A 19,536-nucleotide genomic window follows, 5' to 3' on the forward strand; every position below is an offset into this window, starting at 1 on the left:
GATGGGGCGGAATGTCAATCCTGGTCTAACAGAGCCTTAAAAAATCATCGAGAGGATCGCCTGCTCGAAAAGTTGTCAAAATAGCCGCGTCCCAAAAAGACTGGGTATTGGGCGTTGACAGTTGGCGAGCCGTAGGTAAAATATCAACTTGTCTTGGGGACGTAGCTCAGTTGGGAGAGCGCTGCCGTCGCATGGCAGAGGCCGAGGGTTCGACTCCCTTCGTCTCCACCCTTGGATTTGATAAGCCGCTGACATTGTGTCGGCGGCTTTTTTTAAAAGAAAGGGCTGTACCATGGCCAAGCTTGAGTCCCAACCACTGTCTGCCGAGGAACGCGCCGAGTTGGAAGAGCTCCGCGCCGAGAAAGCTCGTCGCGAGGCCCAGGAAGAGGCACGCCGCGAGCGTGAGGAGCTGGCCGCCCTGCGTGCCGAGCGTGCGAAGGCCGAGGAGGCCGCCGCGAACGTCGCCCCCGCGCCCAAGCCCGCCGCCGCGAAGCCCGCGCCCACCGCGCCTAAACCTCAGCCTAAAAAGGTCGCTCGTTCCAAGTCCGTCGAGCCCAAGCCGAGCCGTGACGAGATGACCTTTGCCAAGCGCATGGTTACCTCCAAGGAGCCTACGGGCGAGAACGAGATCCCTGGCATGGCGCCGGCTCAAAAAATCATCATTGTCCTTGCCCTCATCGCGTTTGTCATCTTTATGGGCTACACGATCCTGACCAGCATGGGCCTGCTCTAGCCCATTCGCGCTGGGTGCCATGCCCGAACACTCTGCCCTTTTCCAACCCTCAACCTCTGCACAACGCATCCGAAAGGTCGCCCCATGGCTTTGACCGACATCTCGCATCCCACCGACATTGCAATGCTCACCGATCTGTACGAGCTCACTATGGCCCAGGGCCTGTGGGAGAGCGGCAAGGCCAATGAGCAGGGTTGTTTTACCGCGTTTTACCGCGACCATCCTTTTGGCAGCGCCTATGCCGTCATGTGCGGCACCGCCGAACTGCCCGAGCTGGTCGAGAATCTGCGCTTTACGCCCGAGGATATCGACTACCTCGCCTCGCTCCAGGCCCCGGCCGGCGGCGCGATGTTCAAGCCTGGATTCCTCGACTACCTGCGCGATTTTCGTGCGCATGTAAACATCGACGCCGTGCCCGAGGGCGAGCTCGTCTTTCCGCGCGAGCCCATGGTTCGCGTCACCGGCCCCGCGCTGGAGTGCCAGCTGCTTGAGACGGCGCTGCTCAACATCGTTGGGTTCCAGACGCTTGTCGCCACCAAGACGGCGCGCGTGGTGCTGGCGGCGGACGGCCGTCCCGTTGCCGAGTTTGGCCTGCGCCGCGCTCAGGGTCCCGATGGCGGCTTGGCCGTCGCGCGCGCGAGCTACGTTGCCGGCTGCTCCTCTACGTCCAATGTGCTCGCCGGCCGCCGCTACGGTATTCCCGTCTTTGGCACGCATGCGCACAGCTGGGTGATGAGCTTCGATTCCGAGCTCGAGGCCTTCCGCGCCTTTGCCAAGTCGAGCCCCAAGAACTGTACGCTGCTCATCGACACCTATGACGTGCGCGAGGGCTGTGAACATGCCATTACGGTTGCCAAGGAGATGGAAGCGGTGGGCGAGCGCCTGTCGGCCATTCGCATCGACTCCGGCGACCTCGCCAAGCTCTCCAAGTATGTGCGCGGCCGTTTTGATGCCGAGGACCTGCCCTATGTGGGGATTTCGGTTTCCAACGATCTGGATGAGTACACGATTCAGTCGCTGCTCGACCAGGGCGCGCCCATCGACAGCTTTGGCGTGGGTACCAAGCTTGCGACCTGTTACGACCAGCCGGCGCTGGGCGGCGTGTACAAGCTTTCCGCCCGCCGTGCGAGCGAGGCAGATCCATGGACGCCGGTTGTCAAGCTCTCCGAGCAGCCCTACAAGCGCACGATCCCGGGTGTGCAACGCGTGCGCCGTTATTACGACGGCTTTGGCGGCCCGGTCTGCGACATGATCTACGACGAGGACCATCTGGCGGGGGAGGGCGCCGCGCGCGGCAATACCCTCGTAGCCGTGAACGATGCCGCCCTGGTGACCGACGTGTCCGAACTTGAGTATCGCGAGCTGTTGGTGCCGATCGTGCGCGATGGCAGTGCGGTGGCTCCGCGTGAGAGCATCCAGGACGCGCGCGAGCGCTGTGCTTGGGCGCTCGACCATCTGGACGCAGCTTTCAAGCGCTTCCTGTACCCGCAGACCTATGTGGTGGGTATGGAGCAGGGCCTGGCTCAGGTGCGCGACGAGCTCGTGCGCAAGAACATGGCCGCGGCCTCTGCCTTTCCCTGGGCTCACTAATTCCTTGGGCGGTAGGGGCGAGTCACGCTTCCCTGGCCGCCGGCTCGGCCGTTCGCTGAACAGTTGATTGGTTTGACGTATGACGACTTCTTATAAAACGATGGTGGTAAAGATCGGTTCGTCCACGGTGGTGGGCGCCGACGGCAAGGTCAACCGCGCCTTTATCGGCGGGCTTGCCGACCAGGCCGCAGCGCTGCGCGAGCTTGGCTGGCGCCTGATCGTGGTGAGCTCGGGCGCCATTGCCTGCGGCTATCCCGTGCTGGGCTTCGACCGTAAGCCGGTCGGCGACCTGCCGAGCCTGCAGGCCTGCGCCTCGGCCGGTCAGTGCATCATCTCGTCGGCCTACGACGAGGAGTTCCATGCGCGCGACCTGCTCACCTCGCTCGTGCTGCTCACGCGTCACGACACGGCGCGCCGCACGTCCTACCTGCACGCGCGCGACGCCCTGCTTCGCCTGGTGGAGCTCGGCGTGGTGCCGGTCGTCAACGAGAACGATACCGTCACCGTCGATGAGATCAAGTTTGGCGACAACGACACGCTGGCGGCGCTTGTGAGCTGCCTGGTTTCTGCCGATCTGTGCGTGACGCTCTCGGACATCGATGGTCTCTATACTGCCAATCCGCATGAAGACCCCACGGCCGAGTTTGTTCCTGTCGTGCATAAGATCGATGCCAAGATTATCGCCTCGGCGGGCGATTCTTCCACATCGGTGGGTACGGGCGGCATGATCACCAAGATTCGCGCGAGCCGCATTCTCATGACGGCGGGCATTCAAAGCGTGATTTGCTCGGGCGAGGAGCCCGATGCGCTCGTGCGTCTGGCCCGCGGCGAGAGCGTGGGTACGCTGTTCGATCCGCCGGCGGAGCGCCTGGACATTGCGCCGCGCAAGCTGTGGATTGCACTGGGCGACAAGGCGCACGGCTCGGTGACGGTCGATGACGGCGCCGCGAAGGCGCTGGTCAGCTGCGGATCGTCGCTGCTCGCGGTGGGTATTCGCGAGGTCGATGGCCAGTTTGCCGAGGGCGATGTGCTCGACGTGTGCGACCCGAGCGGCATGGTTGTCGCCCGCGGTATCGCCGAGGCCGATTCGGACGTGCTGGAGCTTGCCGCCGGCCGCCGCCAGGACCAGATCGCCAGCAACCGCCTGCTCGCTAACCTGGCCGAGAAGCCCGCAATCCATCGAGACAACTTGATTGTATTTGCTTAGGCCTCGACGCCGGGCGCCTTCGATCTGCAATGCACGTGGGGCGAAATTACCAGGGTAACTTTGCCCCGCCGCGCTTATGTCCGAGCTGGTCGCCACGAAAACGGCCCATCTACTACGTTTAATAGGCTATCGGTGACCATGCCAAGAATTGCAAAAAGAAAACCGCAGGTAGAACGCCTGCGGTTTTCTTTATTTATGGCATCTGGTTGGGCCATGCGGGTGAAACGTAGTAGATGGGCCGCTTTCGTGGCGAAGGACATCATCCGGCACTTGGGGACGTTTCTATTGTGCCGGCAGGTGGGGACACTCCTTTGCTAGAAGATTCGGCGCAGGTCTCCGCGGTTGAGGGCCTCGTCGAAGAGGTGCTTGAATACCATACTGCCGTGCAGGCCGTCGTGCTCGAACTCGTTGGTCACCCAGGCGCGCGAGTTGCCCACGCGGCTGAGCGTGTCGAGCTGCATGCCCGAGTCCACGTACATGTCATCGAAGTACACCGCGGCCTGCAGGGGCACCTCGTTGCACGCCAGGCGCTGCGGGTCGTAGATCTTGTCCCAGCTTGTGTCTTCCATAAGCAGATCCATGGCGGGCTTGAAGGGCTTGAGCTCGGGCATCTGCTCGAACATCCACGGGAACATGGCCTCGCCGGTAAACATGAGCGGGCGCGCGAGGGTGTCAAACTCGGCGCGGTGTGCCTTCTCTTCAGCCGCGGCCCAGCCAATGGGCATGGTGTCACCGTCGGCGTATATGAACTCCTGCAGCGTCCAGTACAGCGGATTCGTGCGCGTGTTGGTGCGCTCGAAGGCGCGCATCAAAAAGCTGTCGGATACCGAGGCGCCGCAGGTCAGCGCGCCGTCGCCGTCAACAAAAGCGTGATCGATAATCCAATGCATGCGCTCAAAGCTCGGCTTCATGCCAAAGTCGCTGCCCATGAGCTGTAGGCGCTCGACCGTCATCGGCGAGCCGTCGGGCAGCACGGGCTTCTGAGCCTCGAGCGCATCGGCAAGAGCCGCCACGCGCTCGACGTCGGCGGGGTAGCGGTCGTAATACTGCTGTGTCTTGGCAGCCATGCGCGGGAAGGTGTGCGCGTAGACCTCGCTTGCGCTCGCCGGCACGTGGGGGATGCCGCCGCAGGTAAAGCTTGCCGCTACGCCCTCGGGGAAGAGCGACAGATAGCTCAACGTCAAAAAGCCGCCGTAGCTCTGCCCGAGTGTGACCCAGGGCTTGCCGCCAAAGCCCACCAGGCGCAGGTACTCAAAATCGCGCACGATGGAGCTGGCGAGGTGGCGCTTGAGGAAGTCCGCCTGCGAGCGGGCCGCATCGGCGCCGGCTGCCTCGGCGCGATCGCCCAAGGTGGCAATCGTGCGTCCGTCCACGCAGCTACTGCGTCCGGTGCCGCGCTGGTCGGGCAGGACCACGCGGAAGTGCTTGACGGCCTCCTCGATCCAGCCATCGCTTGTGGGTGACAGCGGACGCGGGCTCTCGCCGCCGGGGCCGCCCTGCAAAAACAGAAGCAGCGGCAGATCGTCGTTGATGCGGTCGGGCGCGCAAACCACGCGGTAGAAGAGCTTGATGCTCTCGGGCGCGCCGGCGATTGGTGCCGGCATAGCGCCGCGGCGCATGGTGCTGCCGACGGCCAGGAGCATTGGCTCCAGGCCGCGCCAGTCGAGGGGGACGTCGATGCTGTGGTCCTCGACATACAGGCCGGGGACGTGGTACGAAGTAATGAGGGCCATGTGAGTCTTCCGTTCGTTGCGGTGTTTCGGGTTGACCAATTCTACCGCCGCGAGCGAGGCCATGCGCAAATCGGCTACCATGGTTGCAAACTTCTAGGAGAAAGGGCCGTCCATGTCGGTCGATATAGCCACGTATGTCCACGATCTTGCCGTTGCCGCTAAGGCAGCGTCGGCCTCGCTTGCCACGGCGAGCGACGAGCAGCGCCAGGAGGCCGTGCGCGCCATGGCCGCAGCACTGCGCAACGGTATCGACTCCATCGTCGCCGCCAACGAGCTCGATATGTCCGCTGCGCGTGATGCGGGCACCTCGGTCGGATTGCTCGATCGTCTGCTGCTGACGCCCGAGCGCGTCGAGGGCATGGCCGCCGGCCTGGAGAAGCTCGCCGAGCTGCCCGATCCCGTGGGCCGCGTGCTCGATCACCGTGTGCTTGCGAGTGGCGTGGACCTTACGCGCGTGAGTGTGCCGCTGGGCCTGGTTGCCATGGTCTACGAGGCGCGCCCCAACGTGACGGCCGATGCCGCGGGCATCTGCATCCGCACCGGCAACGCCTGCATCCTGCGCGGCGGTTCGCTGGCCTATCACTCGTGCGCCATGATTGCCGAACTGCTGGCCGATGCGCTTGAGGCCCAGGGCTTTCCACGCGAAGCTATCTCGATGATCGAGTCCACCGACCGCGAGGCCACCGGCGAGCTCATGAAGCTCCGCGGTATTGTCGATGTGCTCATTCCGCGTGGCGGTGCGGGCCTGATCCAGCGCTGCGTGCGCGAGTCGCTTGTGCCGGTGATCGAGACGGGCACAGGCAACTGCCACATCTACGTGCATGAATCCGCCGATTTTGACAAGGCGCTCAACATTATCGTCAACGCTAAGACGCAGCGCGTGGGCGTGTGCAATGCCGCCGAGTCGCTGCTGGTCGACCGTGCCGTGGCGGATTCGTTTTTGCCGGCGGTCGTTGCCGTGCTGCACGACCACGGCGTGCTGATTCACGGCGACGAGGCCACGTGCGCCGCATGCGCTGCCGCCGGGCTTGCCGAGGGCGACGACTATGTAGCCGCGACTGAGGAGGACTGGGGCCGCGAGTATCTGGCGCTCGAGATGAGCGTGAAGGTCGTGGCGAACGAGGACGAAGCCATCGCGCACATCAACCGCTACGGCACCATGCACTCCGAGGCCATCGTTGCCGAGGACGAGGATGCCTGCGAGCGCTTCCTGGACGCGGTCGATGCCTCGGCCGTGTATGCCAACGCCAGCACGCGCTTCACCGACGGCGGCGAGTTTGGCCTGGGCGCCGAGATCGGCATCTCGACCCAAAAGCTCCACGCCCGCGGCCCCTTTGCCGCCGAGGCCCTCACTACCTACAAATACAAGCTCCGCGGCACCGGCCAGGTCCGTCCCTAAACCTACCAAAAAGGGACAGGTTTATTTTGGCAGGTTTTATCTGCGGTTTTGCCGGGCGACACGTTCCCCGGCTTTTTTCTCCGCATAACTTTTTTGCCTTTCGGCTTGAGCCGCGGCGATATACGATAGTGACACCGTGTCCTAACATCGACTCACCTGGAGGTATTGCCATGTCCCAGACGCTCACCGCCGGAATCACCCGCGACCGCGCATTCGAACTGCTCAACGAGCACAACAAGGACCCGTTTCACATTACCCATGGCGAGACGGTTGAGGGCACCATGCGCTACTTTGCGCGCGAGTTCGACCCCGAGAACGAGGAGTTCTGGGGCATCGTCGGTCTGCTCCACGACCTGGATTGGGAGGAGCATGAGGACGACCCCATGAACCACACCATCTACGCTGCCGAGATTCTTAAGGGCGAAGGTGCGTCTCCCGAGCTCATTCGCGCCATCCAGACGCACACGTCGGACTTCAACACCTCGCTGCCCAAACCCGAGCTGCAGATGGAAAAGATCCTGTTTGCCTGCGATGAGCTCACCGGGCTGATCGGAGCCGCCGTCATCATGCGCCCGAGCAAGAGCGTCATGGACTTTACGACCAAGTCACTCAAGAAGAAGTTCAAGGACAAGCGCTTTGCCGCCGGCTGCTCGCGCGACGTGATTTCGCAGGGCGCCGAGATGCTCGGCTGGGAGCTCCCCGAGCTCTTTGACCGCACCATCGCGGCCATGCAGTCCTTCGCGCCCGACCGCGACACCTTCCAGGCCTAACCTGCCAAAAAGGGACAGGTTTATTTTGGTAGATTTTATCTGGGAAAACGCTTCCGTTGGATGTTATTCAGCGGAAGCGTTTTCTGTTTGACATGGTGAAGCTGGCGAATGGCGGCGCCTCGCGGCAGACAGCTGCGCTTCGCCGTATCCGTAACTCGGCAAACGCGACGCTACGACGCGTTCTTGATAATCCATGTTCCCAGTCCGGTCAGCAGCTGAACCTGCTTAATCGTTAGCCCTTGTTTTCGAAGCGCGAGAATCGCCTCATTGCGAAGTGGCTTGGAGGCGGATTTGAGTTCCGTCGGAGCACATCCTGCGACACTCTGCACGATTGCCGTGCCAAATTCGCATAGATCTTCCTCGCGAACCTTGGCTGTTGCGCTGGGGCGATAGGGAAGCGACGGCGTACTTTCCATGAGCCGAAGGTATGAGCGAGGTGTTGGGAATATAACACCGACAACGCTGCCGGTAACATGCGGCCGTGACCTGGCACTCATGAGATACTCGCGATGGCTGCTCCAGGGATATTCGTCGTATGCTGCCAGTCCCGCTTTTTGTGGATTCAAATGAATGTATCGAATTGCCTCGAGTAAATATACTTCTGACTTAATGGGCGAATCCCAAAACCGCTCCTGAAACACGTGGCCGATATGCCCCGTCCGCGCATTGTACCTGCCCGCATACGATACGGCTATCGCATGCATCGCGTCGCTCTTGCGGTCGTCCGGATCGTCGATGAGCAGATGAATGTGGTTTCCCATAAGGCACCAAGCGATAAGCTCGATATTGTGTTTGGGGAGGATCGCATCGAGGATCTGAAGCATGGCGATTCGGTCCTCGGCATCGTCAAACAGCAATTGCCCTCCGTTTCCACGCAACGTGATGTGGAAATAACCGGTTGGTGACTTTGAACGAGGTTTTCTCGGCATGGCCCCTCCTTTAGCTTGGATGGGCTGAAGATACCTCATTCGGGGGCTTCGGTTGTCGAGATTCAGTTCACCGACTATAGCTGCTACCTGCCGAAATATAATTGCGTTTTCAAATTGATGCTTTTTAATGGTAATTGAGTAAGACGGGCGCGCTTGTTGTGGATGCGGGCGTTGGTTACGTCGATCTGGACGGCCCTCGCGTGATGTCATCGCAAATGGGCTTCACGCATTTTTGCGGCGATAGAAAAATGGTCGGGCGCTCTTAAACAAAACGGAGCACCTGACCATTTACTGATTGTTTGTTGATGTTTGGCCAGATAGAACCTGCCAAAATAAACCTGTCCCTTTTTGGCAGGTTAGTTGAGGGCGGCTTGGGCTAGGCGGGCTTCGGCGGCCTCCTCGGTGACGCCCAATGCCACGGCGAACTCCTCGATGGAGCGGCGCTTGGCTTCCTTGAGTACACGCATATAGTAAGAGCTGGGCTTTTTATCGGCTTCCTCGGCCTGGCGAATGCGGTGCATCATGGTCTTTGCCACGCGGACCGTCTCGGGCGCGCCCAGCTTGAGCTGCTGCTTAAAGTGTGTCTCTTCAAGCGAGCTGTTGCGCTCGGTAAAGGTGTCGCACTCCAGCTCGTCATAGTGGCTCAGCAGATGCTCGGCATCTTGCTGAGAGATGGCGGCATGCAGACGGTCGGCCTGCGCCACGGGGTACATAAGGATCGTCTGCGCATGCCCCTGCTTGGCCTCGAGCAACAACATGGGCTGCGGCGTGTCGTCCCTAAAACCGACGACGGTGCAGACTCCCTGACCCGGATGAATGACGTGTTGACCGATTGAGAACATGCTACCTCCAACTTATACGAATTTACGTATGTCTAGAATAACACGCTGACGTGCGCAAATCCTCACTTTATGCAGGAAAAGCACACAACTCTGATAGGTAAGAGTATTCGATAAAAGACACAGCTCATTCACACCTTTATGCATTTTCAACGCGTGCATAATCTGCAGGCAGACCGGCATCTTTGAGTGACTCCATACAAGCTGTAGTCAATTTTGTGCATATGCAATTTCGATTGGCTTTACCCTGCGACAGTGCCCCTCGCTTGTGATAGAGTGCTACAAACTCTGGCTTTTGCCCTACGAGTGACCAAGAGCTCGGGGGCTTTAACACAAGGAGGATCTATGCCCGAGAAGATTGAAGAGCTGGTACGCGCTGCGCTTGCTGCGGCCCAGGAGGCCGGCGACCTTTCCGCATTTGAACTTGACGATTGCGCTATCGAGCGACCGGCTGACACTTCTCATGGCGAGTGGACCTCTACCATGGCCCTGAAGTCCGCCAAGCTGGCCCACTGCGCCCCGCGCAAGATCGCCGAGGCCATCGTTGCCCATATGCCCGAGGATCCCGCGATCGAGAAGGTTGAGATCGCAGGCCCCGGTTTCATCAACTTCTACCTCTCCGTTGCCGTCAAGAATGCCATCTTTGGCGAGGCTCGCGAGAAGGGCATGGACTTCGCTAAGTCCAACGTCGGTGGTGGCCTGAAGACCCAGGTCGAGTTCGTTTCCGCCAACCCCGTCGGCCCCATGCACATCGGCCACGGCCGCTGGGCCGCTCTGGGCGACTCCCTTTGCCGCGTCATGGACCACGCCGGTTACGACATCCAGCGTGAGTTCTACATCAATGACCACGGCTCTCAGATGAACACCTTCGGCAACTCCATCAGCACGCGCTATATGCAGCTTGCCGACATCATCGCCAAGCAGGGCGTTGATATCGACGAGGCTCACAAGCTGCTGATCGCCGACCGTGACGCCTTTGTTGCCGACGAGAACGACGAGCACCCCGAGACCCATCCGTATCAGGACAACTTTGCCGAGACCTTGGGCAAGGACTCTTACGGCGGCGACTACATCATCGACGAGGCCGCCGAGTTCTGGCGCACCGACGGCGACAAGTGGGTCGACGCCGATCCGCAGGAGCGCATGGAGAGCTTCCGTGAGCGCGGCTACGTGAAGATGGTCGACAACATGCGCGACCTCTGCCACGCCGTCAACTGCGACTTTGACCGTTGGTACTCCGAGCGCTCGCTGTATGTGAAGGACACCGAGGGCGAGACCGCCGGCACCTCCGCCGTCGACCGCGCTTTTGAGAAGCTCGACAAGATGGGCTACCTCTACACCAAGGACGGCGCCCTGTGGTTCCGCTCCACCGATCTGGGCGACGACAAGGACCGCGTCCTGATCAAGTCCGACGGCGAGTACACCTACTTCGCCTCCGACGTCGCCTATCACTGGGATAAGTTCCAGCGCGTCGATCACGTCATCGACATCTGGGGCGCCGACCACCACGGTTACATCGAGCGCGTCCGCTGCGTCTGCGACGCTCTGGGTTACCCCGGCAAGTTCGAGGTTCTACTGGGCCAGCTCGTCAACCTGCTGCGTAACGGCAAGCCCGTCCGTATGTCCAAGCGCAAGGGCACCATGGTGACCCTGCAGGAGCTCGTCGACGAGGTCGGCTCCGATGCCGCTCGCTACACGCTCATCTCCAAGAGCTCCAACCAGATGGTCGACTTCGACATTGAGGCCGTTAAGAAGCGCGACAACTCCAACCCGGTCTATTACGTGCAGTATGCTCACGCCCGCGTGTGCTCCATCCTGCGCCGTGCCGCCGACGTTACCGCCGAGCAGGCCGACGAGATGGGCATGAAGGCCGTTGCCGCCAAGGCCATCGGTGAGAACGTCGATTACTCGCTGCTGACCGACCCGACCGAGCTCGCCCTTTCGCGCAAGCTTAACGAGCTTACCGACCTGATCGCCAGCTGCGCTCGCGATCGCGCTCCGTTCCGTCTGACGCACTTTGCCGAGGAGCTCGCCGGTGACTTCCACAGCTTCTACGCTGCCTGCCAGGTGCTGCCGAGCGAGGGCCGTCCCGTCGACCCCGAGCTTTCGCGTGCCCGTCTGGCCGCTTGCGATGCCGTCCGCGTGACGCTCGCCCTGGTGCTCACCCTCGTTGGCGTTTCCGCGCCCGAGCAGATGTAACCTGCGGGTCATTTGACCGTGTAGGTTTGGTTTAACTGAGGCCTATAAGCCCGATCTCCCACGGAGGTCGGGCTTTTTTCGCAAATGCCGACGTATTGACGAATTTGGAACTGCTGGAAATACGAAACTATGCCGGTTTACTACGATGAATTGGGAATTTCCAACCACGCCGGCTTTTCGCAAAAAAGCGCAAGGCATCTACCTGCGGTTTTAGTTCAACATGTTTCGGAGTGGTCGCGGTTGATCGATTCGTCGTAGTAAACCGCCATAGTTTTGGCGGAGGCAGTCTGATTTGTGGGTGGTAGACCAAAGAGTGTCCCTTTTGACTAGTCGTTTAAGAACGCCCCTAATGACTAAGTTGCAGGTGGCGGCGGTTGTGTTACACTAACGCTGCGTAGTTGACGCAATCATCTCGATACAGATCAATGATGTCCGTCGTTTTGAACGGAACTAGACTGTTTAGCCGCCCTGAAGGTTTATGCAGGGAGCATGTGATCACAGGGCTTGAAAAGAAAGTTGAGCAAACACTGTGTCTGATCAACAGCAAGAAAACGAAATAACGACGACGCAGGCCGCTCCCGCTGCACCGGTTGCGTCGGACCAGGTCGCGGCGCCCGCGCAAGCCTCGGCTCCTGAGACGCCTAAGGCTGCTTCGACGCCTATGCCTGTAGCGGCTGAGAAGGCCGTGCCTGCAACTGGTGAGGAGGCTGCTCCGGCAAAGCCCAAGCGCATGCGCCGCACGGCCAAGCCTGCCGCTGACGGCGAGGAGGTCACCAAGCCAAAGCGCCGTACCACGCGCACGACGCGCGCCAAGCTCACCGTTGCAGCTGACTCCTCGGCGCCGATTTCCGATGAGGTCGCGCAGGCACGTGCGTTGGCGCAGATTAGCGAGGCTCAGGTGGTGCGCGCCCGCCGTCGTGCTGCCGAGCGCGAGGCCGCGGCTCTGACCGAGCTTGCAGCTCCGTCTGTACTCGAGACCCCTGCCGCCACCGAGGTTCCTGCCGCCGACCAGCCGACCGAGAAGCTGGCACCGCGCACACGCCGTCGCACGGCTGCTAAGGCCGAGCAGGTTGCGGAACAGGTAGTCCCCGAGCCCACTGAGACTTCGCTCCGTTCCGCGGCAGGGGAGGGTGCATCGTCTGTTGAGCCCGCTGCGCCTGTCGAGGCCAGCGAAGTTCCCGTTGTCGATCCGGCTTTGCGCCCGCACCGTCGCGGTCGCAAGCCCAAGGCCTTTGTCGAGGCCGAGAAGGCCGCAGCCGCAGCCGCCGCCGCTCGGGATGCTGCGGCGACCGCCAAGTCCTCAACTGCTGCCGATGAACCCGTCCAGGATGCTACGACTTCCGAGGCCGTTTCTGCCGATGCCGAGCCCGCCGGCGTCCGTCCCGGTCGCAGGCGTCGCACTGCTGCTAAGCGCACGTCCAAGGCTAAGGCTGCCAAGAAGGGCGCGTCCGAGGATTCCGCCGAGACGACCGCCGATGCATCGACTGATGCCGTCGAGCCCCAGGACGTCGAACAGCCTGCATCCGAGAAGCCCAAGCGCGGTCGCAAGAAGTCCGTTAAGGCCAAGGCCGCCGAGCAGCATGCTGATGTCGAAGCGCAGGTCGATTCCGGCGCCGAGGCCAATGACGCCGCTGCGGCCAATGTTGACACCACCGCAACCGATGGTGCCGCCCCCGCCGAGGGCGAAGACGGCGCTCGCCCCAACCGTCGCCAGCACAAGCGCAACGAGGAGCGCAACGAGCGCAAGGACGAGCGCAACAACGACCGTCGCAACCGCCAGCGCGATCGCAAGCAACGCAACAAGGAGCGTAATGCCGCTCCCACCGAGCCAACGCTTTCGCGCGAGGAGCTTGCGGCCATGAAGGTCGCCGAGCTGCGCGAGAAGGCAAAAGAGTTCGAGATCGAGACGACCGGCAAGAAGAAGGCCGAGCTCGTCGAGGAAATCTACGTCACCGCTGCGAAGGCCGAGGGCTTCCGCGACATCAAGGGCATTCTGCAGATTCGCCCGGACAGCTCCGGCATCATCCACGCCCATGGCTACATGAAGTCCAACGACGACGCCTTCGTGCCCGCCTACCTCATCCGCTCCGCGCGCCTGCGCACGGGCGATGTCATCGAGGGCTCGCTGCGTCCTTCGCGCGGCGGCGACAAGCGCGCCGGCCTCGCCAAAATCACGACCGTCAACGGTCTGGACCCCGAGCAGATTCGCAACCGTCCCAAGTTCGGCGACCTCACCCCGGTCTATCCCAACGAGCCGCTGCGCATGGAGCACGGCAAGGACTCCATTACCGGTCGCGCCATCGACATCGTGTCGCCGATCGGCAAGGGCCAGCGTGGCCTGATCGTGTCCCCGCCCAAGGCCGGCAAGACCACGATCCTCAAGAAGATCTGCCAGTCTATCTCGATCAACAATCCCGAGGTACACCTCATCTGCCTGCTCGTCGACGAGCGCCCCGAAGAGGTCACCGATATGCAGCGCTCCATCAAGGGCGAGGTCGTGGCCTCGACCTTCGATATGCCTGCCGACAACCATACTCGCGTGGCAGAGCTCGTGATCGAGCGTGCCAAACGCATCGTGGAGCTGGGTGGCGACGTCGTGGTAGTGCTCGACTCCATCACGCGCCTTGCTCGCGCCTACAACCTGGCGGCGCCCGCCTCGGGCCGTATCCTGTCGGGCGGCGTCGATTCGGCGGCCCTGTATCCGCCCAAGCGTTTCTTGGGCGCAGCCCGCAACATCGAGAACGGCGGCTCGCTCACCATCCTGGCCTCCGCACTCATCGATACCGGCTCCAAGATGGACGAGGTCATCTTTGAGGAGTTTAAGGGTACCGGCAACATGGAGCTCAAGCTCGACCGCGACCTGGCCGACCGCCGTATCTTCCCGGCCATCGATCCCGTTGCCTCGGGCACGCGCAACGAGGATTTGCTGGTCGACGAGCAGATGCGCCCGTTTGTCTTTGGCCTGCGCCGTATCCTCGCCGGCATGAACAATACCGAGCGCGCGGCCGCGTCGTTTATCAAGGGCCTCAAGGGCACCAATACCAACCAGGAGTTCCTGGTGCGTTCGGCAAAAAAGCACAGCGATTACGAGCAGACGTTCTAGGCCGTCCGCCGCACGCGACAACAACCATAGACATGCCAGAAGGGCCGGGGTTTAGATTCTGGCCCTTTTCGTATAGCCGCTCGCCAACGATTATTGACCTCACGACCGGCAAGCAGCGATTTTCCCGTTTCAATCCCGCTTCGCGCTTGCAATCCCCAAGGGGGTTTCGCATAATAGCTGTTAAGCTTCGCGACGGAAAACGCAGATGAAACGAACCATATACCGTTGCTTTGGGGCATAGCCCCGCTTCATCTTCTCTCGCGCAGCCAACTGAATGATGCGATTTGGGTGCTGGAAGATGGGGAGAGCTCATGGCTTCTTCTGATGCAACACAACGAGCAGTCCTTGCCGGACTTTCGTGCGGGATCGGCCTTGCCGCTCCCGTGGTTATGTATGCCGCGACGCTGCCGTTTTCGTCGGTGAACGAGACGGTCGTGGCGGGTGCAGTTCCCTTCGCCGTGGGCGCGGTGGCGGGCGTGGGTATCTATGCCGCCTCGCTGGGTATCTCCGAGTATCGTGCGCAGCGTGAAGAGCGTCTGTTCCAGCCCGATGCCATGGGCGGTGCCGCCAATCTCAATCAGCATCAAAGCGAGTTCAAGACCGCCTCGATTCCAGCTCAGCAGCAGGATGCGATTCCGTACGCTGCGGCTTCTGCTTCTCAGGCTCAGTCGGAGCAGTCTACCTCGGCATTCCTTTCCGGCCTGACTGGTGCGTTCCAGCGCCGTCATGCCGATGATGGTGTCCCCACCATCGCTCGAGCCGCAGATGCTATGGACGAGGCCGAGGCTTGGTCCATGATCGACAGCATGCTCGACGACGATTCGCCGGTGAGCTGCGACCCTGCGCGCTCGCGCGACGTCTATCAAGTCGCCATCGACGAGCTCACCAACGGCGGGCAGACCGGCTCCTTCAATCGCGATGATATCGCCGCCGCGGCACGCGCCGTGTCGGGCTCCCAGGCCGCCCCTGCGGGCAGCACGGCGGCTTTCGTGGCACTCGTTGCCAATGCGGCGGTCAATAACGCCTACAGCGCTACCTCGGCGGACGCGAACGCTTCTGCCGATAATTCGTACGTTGATGAAGCCATGACCGCGGACGAGGAGGCTGTTGCCGCCCGCCGTGCCGCCGAAAGCTCGCTTTGGGGCGCTCCTGCCCAGCAGCAGGCGGCTGAGGCTGCGCCGTACAATGCAAACCTCGCCAGCATGCCTATCATCTCCGGTGCCGCGGGCATCGATCTCGATGACCTCGATGAGCCTGCAGCCATCACCGCATCGATTGATGCCCAAGATCGCATCGACACCGGCGACCTTCCGGACGCCTCGCTCGAGGTTGATGTCCCCATGGCCGATTACTCGGGCCACGAGGGTATGTGGGCCGCCGCCACCGCGATTCTGGATGAGATTGACGAGCCTGCTCCTGTTTCAGCCCCCGCTCCCGTCGCTGCCCCTCAGCCTGCTGCCCCCGCCTATGTCGGCCGTCACAGCGCTGTGTTCCCCGAGGATACTGCCCGTATCTCGCGTGAGAGCATCGAGCGGGCCGAGGCTATTGCCGCCGGCATTATGGAAAATCGTCGTCACGAGCGCGTCAATCAGATCCTCGAGGAAGAGATCGAGCGTCTTCAGTCCTCTACCGCCAAGCGTACGGGCCGTGCCTATCTGAGCGTTATCGAGGGCGGTACCGCCAGCTTCGCGCCGCTCCGCGCGGAGGCATAACTTCTGCATGGTTAAGATCAATCGAAAATGGGCGGTCGTGACCTGCCTGATGGCGCTCTTGATCTGGGGCAATTCGCTGGTTCCCGGCTCGGGGTCGGGTTCGCTGAGCCTAACGGTCATGGAAGCTATCCGCGGTTTCCTGCGCGGCGTGGGACTTCCATATGAATGGGTGACCAACTTTGTTGTTCGTAAGTGCGCGCATTTTACCGAGTATTTGGTGCTCGGCATCCTGGCAACGCACGCCTTTGATTTTGAGGGCCGGCGCACCTTTGACGTGCTGCTGCCCACGGCGGTGTTCCTGCTGCTGATTCCCTCGATCGACGAGACGATTCAGCTCTTTGTGCCGGGACGCGCCGGCATGATCACCGATGTGATGATCGACTGCTGTGGTGCGGCAACGGGCGTTGTGCTCCGATATCTCTTTCGGTCGCTGATGTGCGCCAAAAAAGCCGCCTAGGACGTATTGTTTGGTCCTAGGCGGCCTTTTTTATTTGAGAGCTTATATGAGGCGTGGTGGCGTCGTTCCGTAGGTCGGATTTGCCGGGCGCGCCACGCCCTGTGGGTGCGTCTGCTACTGAAGCGCCTGTGCGCCCAGGGCCAGGCAGCCCATAATGCCCTGCTTGCCCTCGAGGCTGTTGTTGACGATGTAGCTATCGATGTCGGCCATCTCGGGCGTGACGATGTAGCCGTTGAGCATCTCGGCGCACTTCTTGCGTGCGAGCGGCGCGATGGGGGTGTGGTCGGCCACGCCGCCACCGATGACGATCTTCTGCGGTGCGTAGCACAGGATGTAGGTCATGAGCGCCTGCGCAAGATAGCCGGCGAGCAGGTCCATGGCCTCCGGGTCATCGGCCATCTCTCCGGCGCTCTTGCCACCCCAGCGCTTTTTAACGCCGGGGCCGGCGATGAGGCCCTCGAGGCAGTTGTCGTGGAAGGGGCAGCCGCTGTGCTCGCCAATGGTGTCGCGCGGGTCGCGCGTGACCAGGATGTGACCGGCCTCGGGGTGCATCATGCCGTGCACGAGCTGGCCGCCCGAAAGCACGCCGGCGCCCACGCCGGTGCCGATGGTCAGATACGCCACGTCAGTGAGGCCCTGGGCGCAACCAAAGGTGACCTCGCCCAAGCAGGCGACGTTGACGTCGGTATCGTAGCCGCAGGGAATGTCGAGCTCGTTTTGAATGGTGCCCAGCAGGTCAAAGTAGCGCCATGCCGTCTTGGGGGTCTCCAAGATCTTGCCGTACTGGGGCGAGGCGGGGTTGACTGCGGTGGGGCCAAAAGCTCCGATGCCCAGGGCGGCGATGCCTTTGTCTGCAAACCATGCGTTGACGGCCTCAACGGTCTCCTGCGGGGTTGTGGTCGCAATCTGCTCGCGCTCCAGGACCGTGCCGTCCGCATAGCCCGTGGCGCACACCATCTTTGTGCCGCCGGCCTCGAGCGCTCCGATAAGCTGCTGCTCTGCCATAGCGTCCCTCTCTATTGGGCGAGTTACTTCACCTCTAAAGTATAGCGCCCTAAAAAACTAAGAAAGCGCTATAAAAAGAAACCTTGCAGCCCAACGGACGATGCGAGGTTTCTTTGGTGCTTTTAGTTGTTGGGCCGTCTCTACCCGCGCGGCTTGATTTTATCTCGCAGGGACTTGAGGTTCTCGAGTGCTGCGTTGAGCGTTTCGTCTCGCTTGGCAAAGTGGAAACGGACCAGATGGTTGACAGGCTCGCGGAAGAAGCTCGAGCCGGGCACGGCGCCCACGCCCACCTTTGAGGCTAGGTCCTCGCAGAAGTCGAGGTCGCTGTCATAGCAAAACTCAGAGATGTCCATCATCACGTAGTAGGCGCCCTGCGGCACGTTGTGCGTGAGGCCGATGCTGTCGAGTCCCTGACAGAATAGGTCGCGCTTGGCGGTGTAGAGGTCGAGGACCTCCTGGTAATAACTGTCGTCGAAGTTGAGGGCGGTGACGACGGCCTCTTGCAGGGGAGCGGCGGCGCCTACGGTGAGGAAGTCGTGGACCTTTTTGATGCGCTCGGTGATTTCGGCGGGAGCGATGGTGTAGCCTAGGCGCCAGCCGGTGATGGAGTAGGTCTTGGACAGCGAGCTGCAGCTGATGGTTCGATCGAACATGCCGGGCAGCGTGGCCATATAGACGTGCTCGTGGGGCGCGTAGACGATGTGCTCGTATACCTCGTCGGTAATGCAGTAGGCGTCGTACTTTTTGCAGAGGTCGGCGATAAAGGTGAGCTCCTCGCGCGTAAAGACCTTGCCGCAGGGGTTGGAAGGGTTGCACAGGACGATGGCCTTGGGATCGTTGTCGCGGAAGGCCGCCTCGAGGACCTCGCGATCGAAGTCGAACGTGGGCGGGTTGAGCGGCACGTAGATGGGCTCGGCACCCGAAAGGATTGTGTCGGCGCCGTAGTTCTCGTAGAACGGCGAGAAGATGACGACCTTGTCTCCGGGGTTCGTAACCGTCATCATGGCGGCCATCATGGCCTCGGTGGAGCCGCAGGTGACTACGATGTTCTCGTTGGGGTTGATCGGCATGCCCATAAAGTGCTCCTGCTTAGCGGCGAGCGCCTCGCGCATGGCCTGGGAGCCCCAAGTGATGGAGTACTGGTGATAGAGCGGCTTGGGGTCGGTCGCGATGGCGCTGAGGCTCTCGAGCAGCTGCGCCGGAGGATCGAAGTCGGGGAAGCCCTGCGAGAGGTTGACGGCACCGTACTTATTGGAGATGCGCGTCATGCGGCGGATGACCGAATCGGTAAATGATGCCGTGCGATTGGAGAGTTCTTTCATGCTTGTCCTTTCGAGCATTTGCAGTGGGGCAAGTTTACTCCTATGAAACCGGTGGGAATTGCTCGAAACGCGCTCGAAAAACTCTTTTCAAAATTCTTGAAAATTGGGGCTTGCATCGCGTGGCGTTCCTTGCAATAATAGTCGAGCGCGAAGCGCACAGGACACGGTGGGTGTAGCTCAGTTGGCTAGAGCGACGGGTTGTGGTCCCGTAGGTCGAGGGTTCGAGTCCCTTTACCCACCCCAGTTCTTGCTTCGTGTTGATATCGGGTCGTTAGCTCAGTTGGTAGAGCAGGGGACTCTTAATCCCAAGGTCCAGGGTTCGACCCCCTGACGGCCCACCACACGATATCTCCTCTAAAGTCCGCTACAACGGACTTTAGCTTTGGGTCGTTAGCTCAGTTGGTAGAGCAGGGGACTCTTAATCCCAAGGTCCAGGGTTCGACCCCCTGACGGCCCACCAAAGATTGTTAAGACGGTCAACTTCGGTTGGCCGTCTTTTTTGTTGACCTCGCATGGGGCCGAACCCGAAAGGGCACAG

14 protein-coding genes and 4 tRNA genes are annotated in these 19,536 nt (G+C 61.3%); 13 read left to right on the forward strand and 5 right to left on the reverse strand.

Features of this window, described 5'->3' with window-relative positions; all coding sequences use genetic code 11:
* Positions 1-155: 155 nt before the first annotated feature.
* The 4 genes from DW211_RS08260 to proB all read left to right on the forward strand — a co-directional run bounded on the left by DW211_RS08260 (position 156) and on the right by proB (position 3,530).
* A tRNA-Ala gene (locus tag DW211_RS08260) sits at positions 156-228 on the forward strand.
* Between the two features lie 64 nt (positions 229-292).
* Positions 293-733 carry a hypothetical protein gene (locus DW211_RS08265; protein ID WP_117646360.1) on the forward strand — a complete coding sequence of 147 codons (441 nt, stop codon included), beginning with the start codon at positions 293-295 and terminating at the stop codon, positions 731-733.
* A gap of 84 nt (positions 734-817) precedes the next feature.
* Entirely contained in the window at positions 818-2,323 is a 1,506-nt protein-coding gene (locus tag DW211_RS08270) for a nicotinate phosphoribosyltransferase (protein ID WP_117772987.1), read from the forward strand.
* A 79-nt stretch (positions 2,324-2,402) separates the two neighbouring features.
* Complete coding sequence (proB, locus tag DW211_RS08275) at positions 2,403-3,530, forward strand: glutamate 5-kinase (protein WP_118260232.1); 1,128 nt, start codon at positions 2,403-2,405, stop codon at positions 3,528-3,530.
* 314 nt (positions 3,531-3,844) lie between these two features.
* Here proB and DW211_RS08280 read toward each other — a convergent pair whose 3' ends face one another.
* Entirely contained in the window at positions 3,845-5,263 is a 1,419-nt protein-coding gene (locus tag DW211_RS08280) for an alpha/beta fold hydrolase (protein WP_118260234.1), read from the reverse strand.
* A 112-nt stretch (positions 5,264-5,375) separates the two neighbouring features.
* On the opposite strand from DW211_RS08280, the gene DW211_RS08285 reads away from it, so the two are divergent.
* On the forward strand, positions 5,376-6,662 hold the full coding sequence (locus tag DW211_RS08285) for a glutamate-5-semialdehyde dehydrogenase (protein WP_117770210.1): 1,287 nt from the start codon (positions 5,376-5,378) through the stop codon (positions 6,660-6,662).
* A gap of 170 nt (positions 6,663-6,832) precedes the next feature.
* Positions 6,833-7,432, forward strand: coding sequence for an HD domain-containing protein (locus DW211_RS08290; RefSeq protein WP_117798241.1), 600 nt, complete (start codon positions 6,833-6,835; stop codon positions 7,430-7,432).
* Positions 7,433-7,602: 170 nt separating this feature from the next.
* Here DW211_RS08290 and DW211_RS08295 read toward each other — a convergent pair whose 3' ends face one another.
* Together DW211_RS08295 and DW211_RS08300 are read right to left on the reverse strand one after the other, a co-directional pair.
* On the reverse strand, positions 7,603-8,361 hold the full coding sequence (locus DW211_RS08295) for a transposase (RefSeq protein ID WP_158552035.1): 759 nt from the start codon (positions 8,359-8,361) through the stop codon (positions 7,603-7,605).
* A 356-nt stretch (positions 8,362-8,717) separates the two neighbouring features.
* Positions 8,718-9,203, reverse strand: a complete 486-nt coding sequence (locus DW211_RS08300; RefSeq protein ID WP_089572030.1) for a CarD family transcriptional regulator — start codon at positions 9,201-9,203, stop codon at positions 8,718-8,720.
* A gap of 342 nt (positions 9,204-9,545) precedes the next feature.
* Here DW211_RS08300 and argS point away from each other — a divergent pair, with 342 nt between their 5' ends.
* The 4 genes from argS to DW211_RS08320 all read left to right on the forward strand — a co-directional run bounded on the left by argS (position 9,546) and on the right by DW211_RS08320 (position 16,671).
* Positions 9,546-11,399 (forward strand): arginine--tRNA ligase, encoded by a 1,854-nt coding sequence (gene argS, locus DW211_RS08305; RefSeq protein WP_117757736.1) that lies wholly within the window; start codon positions 9,546-9,548, stop codon positions 11,397-11,399.
* Positions 11,400-12,129: 730 nt separating this feature from the next.
* Complete coding sequence (rho, locus tag DW211_RS08310; protein WP_369832402.1) at positions 12,130-14,502, forward strand: transcription termination factor Rho; 2,373 nt, start codon at positions 12,130-12,132, stop codon at positions 14,500-14,502.
* Between the two features lie 311 nt (positions 14,503-14,813).
* On the forward strand, positions 14,814-16,214 hold the full coding sequence (locus DW211_RS08315) for a hypothetical protein (protein WP_117583743.1): 1,401 nt from the start codon (positions 14,814-14,816) through the stop codon (positions 16,212-16,214).
* 7 nt (positions 16,215-16,221) lie between these two features.
* Positions 16,222-16,671 (forward strand): VanZ family protein, encoded by a 450-nt coding sequence (locus tag DW211_RS08320; protein ID WP_118260238.1) that lies wholly within the window; start codon positions 16,222-16,224, stop codon positions 16,669-16,671.
* Between the two features lie 114 nt (positions 16,672-16,785).
* On the opposite strand, the gene DW211_RS08325 is transcribed toward DW211_RS08320, so the two are convergent.
* Both DW211_RS08325 and DW211_RS08330 read right to left on the reverse strand, forming a co-directional pair.
* Positions 16,786-17,676 (reverse strand): ROK family protein, encoded by an 891-nt coding sequence (locus DW211_RS08325; RefSeq protein ID WP_118260240.1) that lies wholly within the window; start codon positions 17,674-17,676, stop codon positions 16,786-16,788.
* A gap of 140 nt (positions 17,677-17,816) precedes the next feature.
* The gene (locus DW211_RS08330) at positions 17,817-18,998 is read right to left on the reverse strand and encodes a pyridoxal phosphate-dependent aminotransferase (RefSeq protein ID WP_118260242.1); all 1,182 of its coding nucleotides are present in this window, start codon (positions 18,996-18,998) and stop codon (positions 17,817-17,819) included.
* Between the two features lie 166 nt (positions 18,999-19,164).
* On the opposite strand from DW211_RS08330, the gene DW211_RS08335 reads away from it, so the two are divergent.
* The 3 genes from DW211_RS08335 to DW211_RS08345 all read left to right on the forward strand — a co-directional run bounded on the left by DW211_RS08335 (position 19,165) and on the right by DW211_RS08345 (position 19,458).
* A tRNA-His gene (locus tag DW211_RS08335) sits at positions 19,165-19,241 on the forward strand.
* Between the two features lie 22 nt (positions 19,242-19,263).
* A tRNA-Lys gene (locus DW211_RS08340) sits at positions 19,264-19,339 on the forward strand.
* Positions 19,340-19,382: 43 nt separating this feature from the next.
* Positions 19,383-19,458: transfer RNA gene (locus DW211_RS08345), tRNA-Lys, on the forward strand.
* Positions 19,459-19,536 lie beyond the last annotated feature (78 nt).

The organism is Collinsella sp. AM18-10 (assembly GCF_003471585.1).
In the GTDB taxonomy this organism is placed as follows: domain Bacteria; phylum Actinomycetota; class Coriobacteriia; order Coriobacteriales; family Coriobacteriaceae; genus Collinsella.

What these genes read in the sequence shown, in the direction of transcription:
- DW211_RS08265 (WP_117646360.1), top strand. Translation starts at nt 293, where the DNA reads ATGGCCAAGCTTGAGTCCCAACCACTGTCTGCCGAGGAACGCGCCGAG.
- DW211_RS08270 (WP_117772987.1), top strand. Translation starts at nt 818, where the DNA reads ATGGCTTTGACCGACATCTCGCATCCCACCGACATTGCAATGCTCACC.
- proB (WP_118260232.1), top strand. Translation starts at nt 2,403, where the DNA reads ATGACGACTTCTTATAAAACGATGGTGGTAAAGATCGGTTCGTCCACG.
- DW211_RS08280 (WP_118260234.1), bottom strand. Translation starts at nt 5,263, where the DNA reads ATGGCCCTCATTACTTCGTACCACGTCCCCGGCCTGTATGTCGAGGAC.
- DW211_RS08285 (WP_117770210.1), top strand. Translation starts at nt 5,376, where the DNA reads ATGTCGGTCGATATAGCCACGTATGTCCACGATCTTGCCGTTGCCGCT.
- DW211_RS08290 (WP_117798241.1), top strand. Translation starts at nt 6,833, where the DNA reads ATGTCCCAGACGCTCACCGCCGGAATCACCCGCGACCGCGCATTCGAA.
- DW211_RS08295 (WP_158552035.1), bottom strand. Translation starts at nt 8,361, where the DNA reads ATGCCGAGAAAACCTCGTTCAAAGTCACCAACCGGTTATTTCCACATC.
- DW211_RS08300 (WP_089572030.1), bottom strand. Translation starts at nt 9,203, where the DNA reads ATGTTCTCAATCGGTCAACACGTCATTCATCCGGGTCAGGGAGTCTGC.
- argS (WP_117757736.1), top strand. Translation starts at nt 9,546, where the DNA reads ATGCCCGAGAAGATTGAAGAGCTGGTACGCGCTGCGCTTGCTGCGGCC.
- rho (WP_369832402.1), top strand. Translation starts at nt 12,130, where the DNA reads ATGCGCCGCACGGCCAAGCCTGCCGCTGACGGCGAGGAGGTCACCAAG.
- DW211_RS08315 (WP_117583743.1), top strand. Translation starts at nt 14,814, where the DNA reads ATGGCTTCTTCTGATGCAACACAACGAGCAGTCCTTGCCGGACTTTCG.
- DW211_RS08320 (WP_118260238.1), top strand. Translation starts at nt 16,222, where the DNA reads ATGGTTAAGATCAATCGAAAATGGGCGGTCGTGACCTGCCTGATGGCG.
- DW211_RS08325 (WP_118260240.1), bottom strand. Translation starts at nt 17,676, where the DNA reads ATGGCAGAGCAGCAGCTTATCGGAGCGCTCGAGGCCGGCGGCACAAAG.
- DW211_RS08330 (WP_118260242.1), bottom strand. Translation starts at nt 18,998, where the DNA reads ATGAAAGAACTCTCCAATCGCACGGCATCATTTACCGATTCGGTCATC.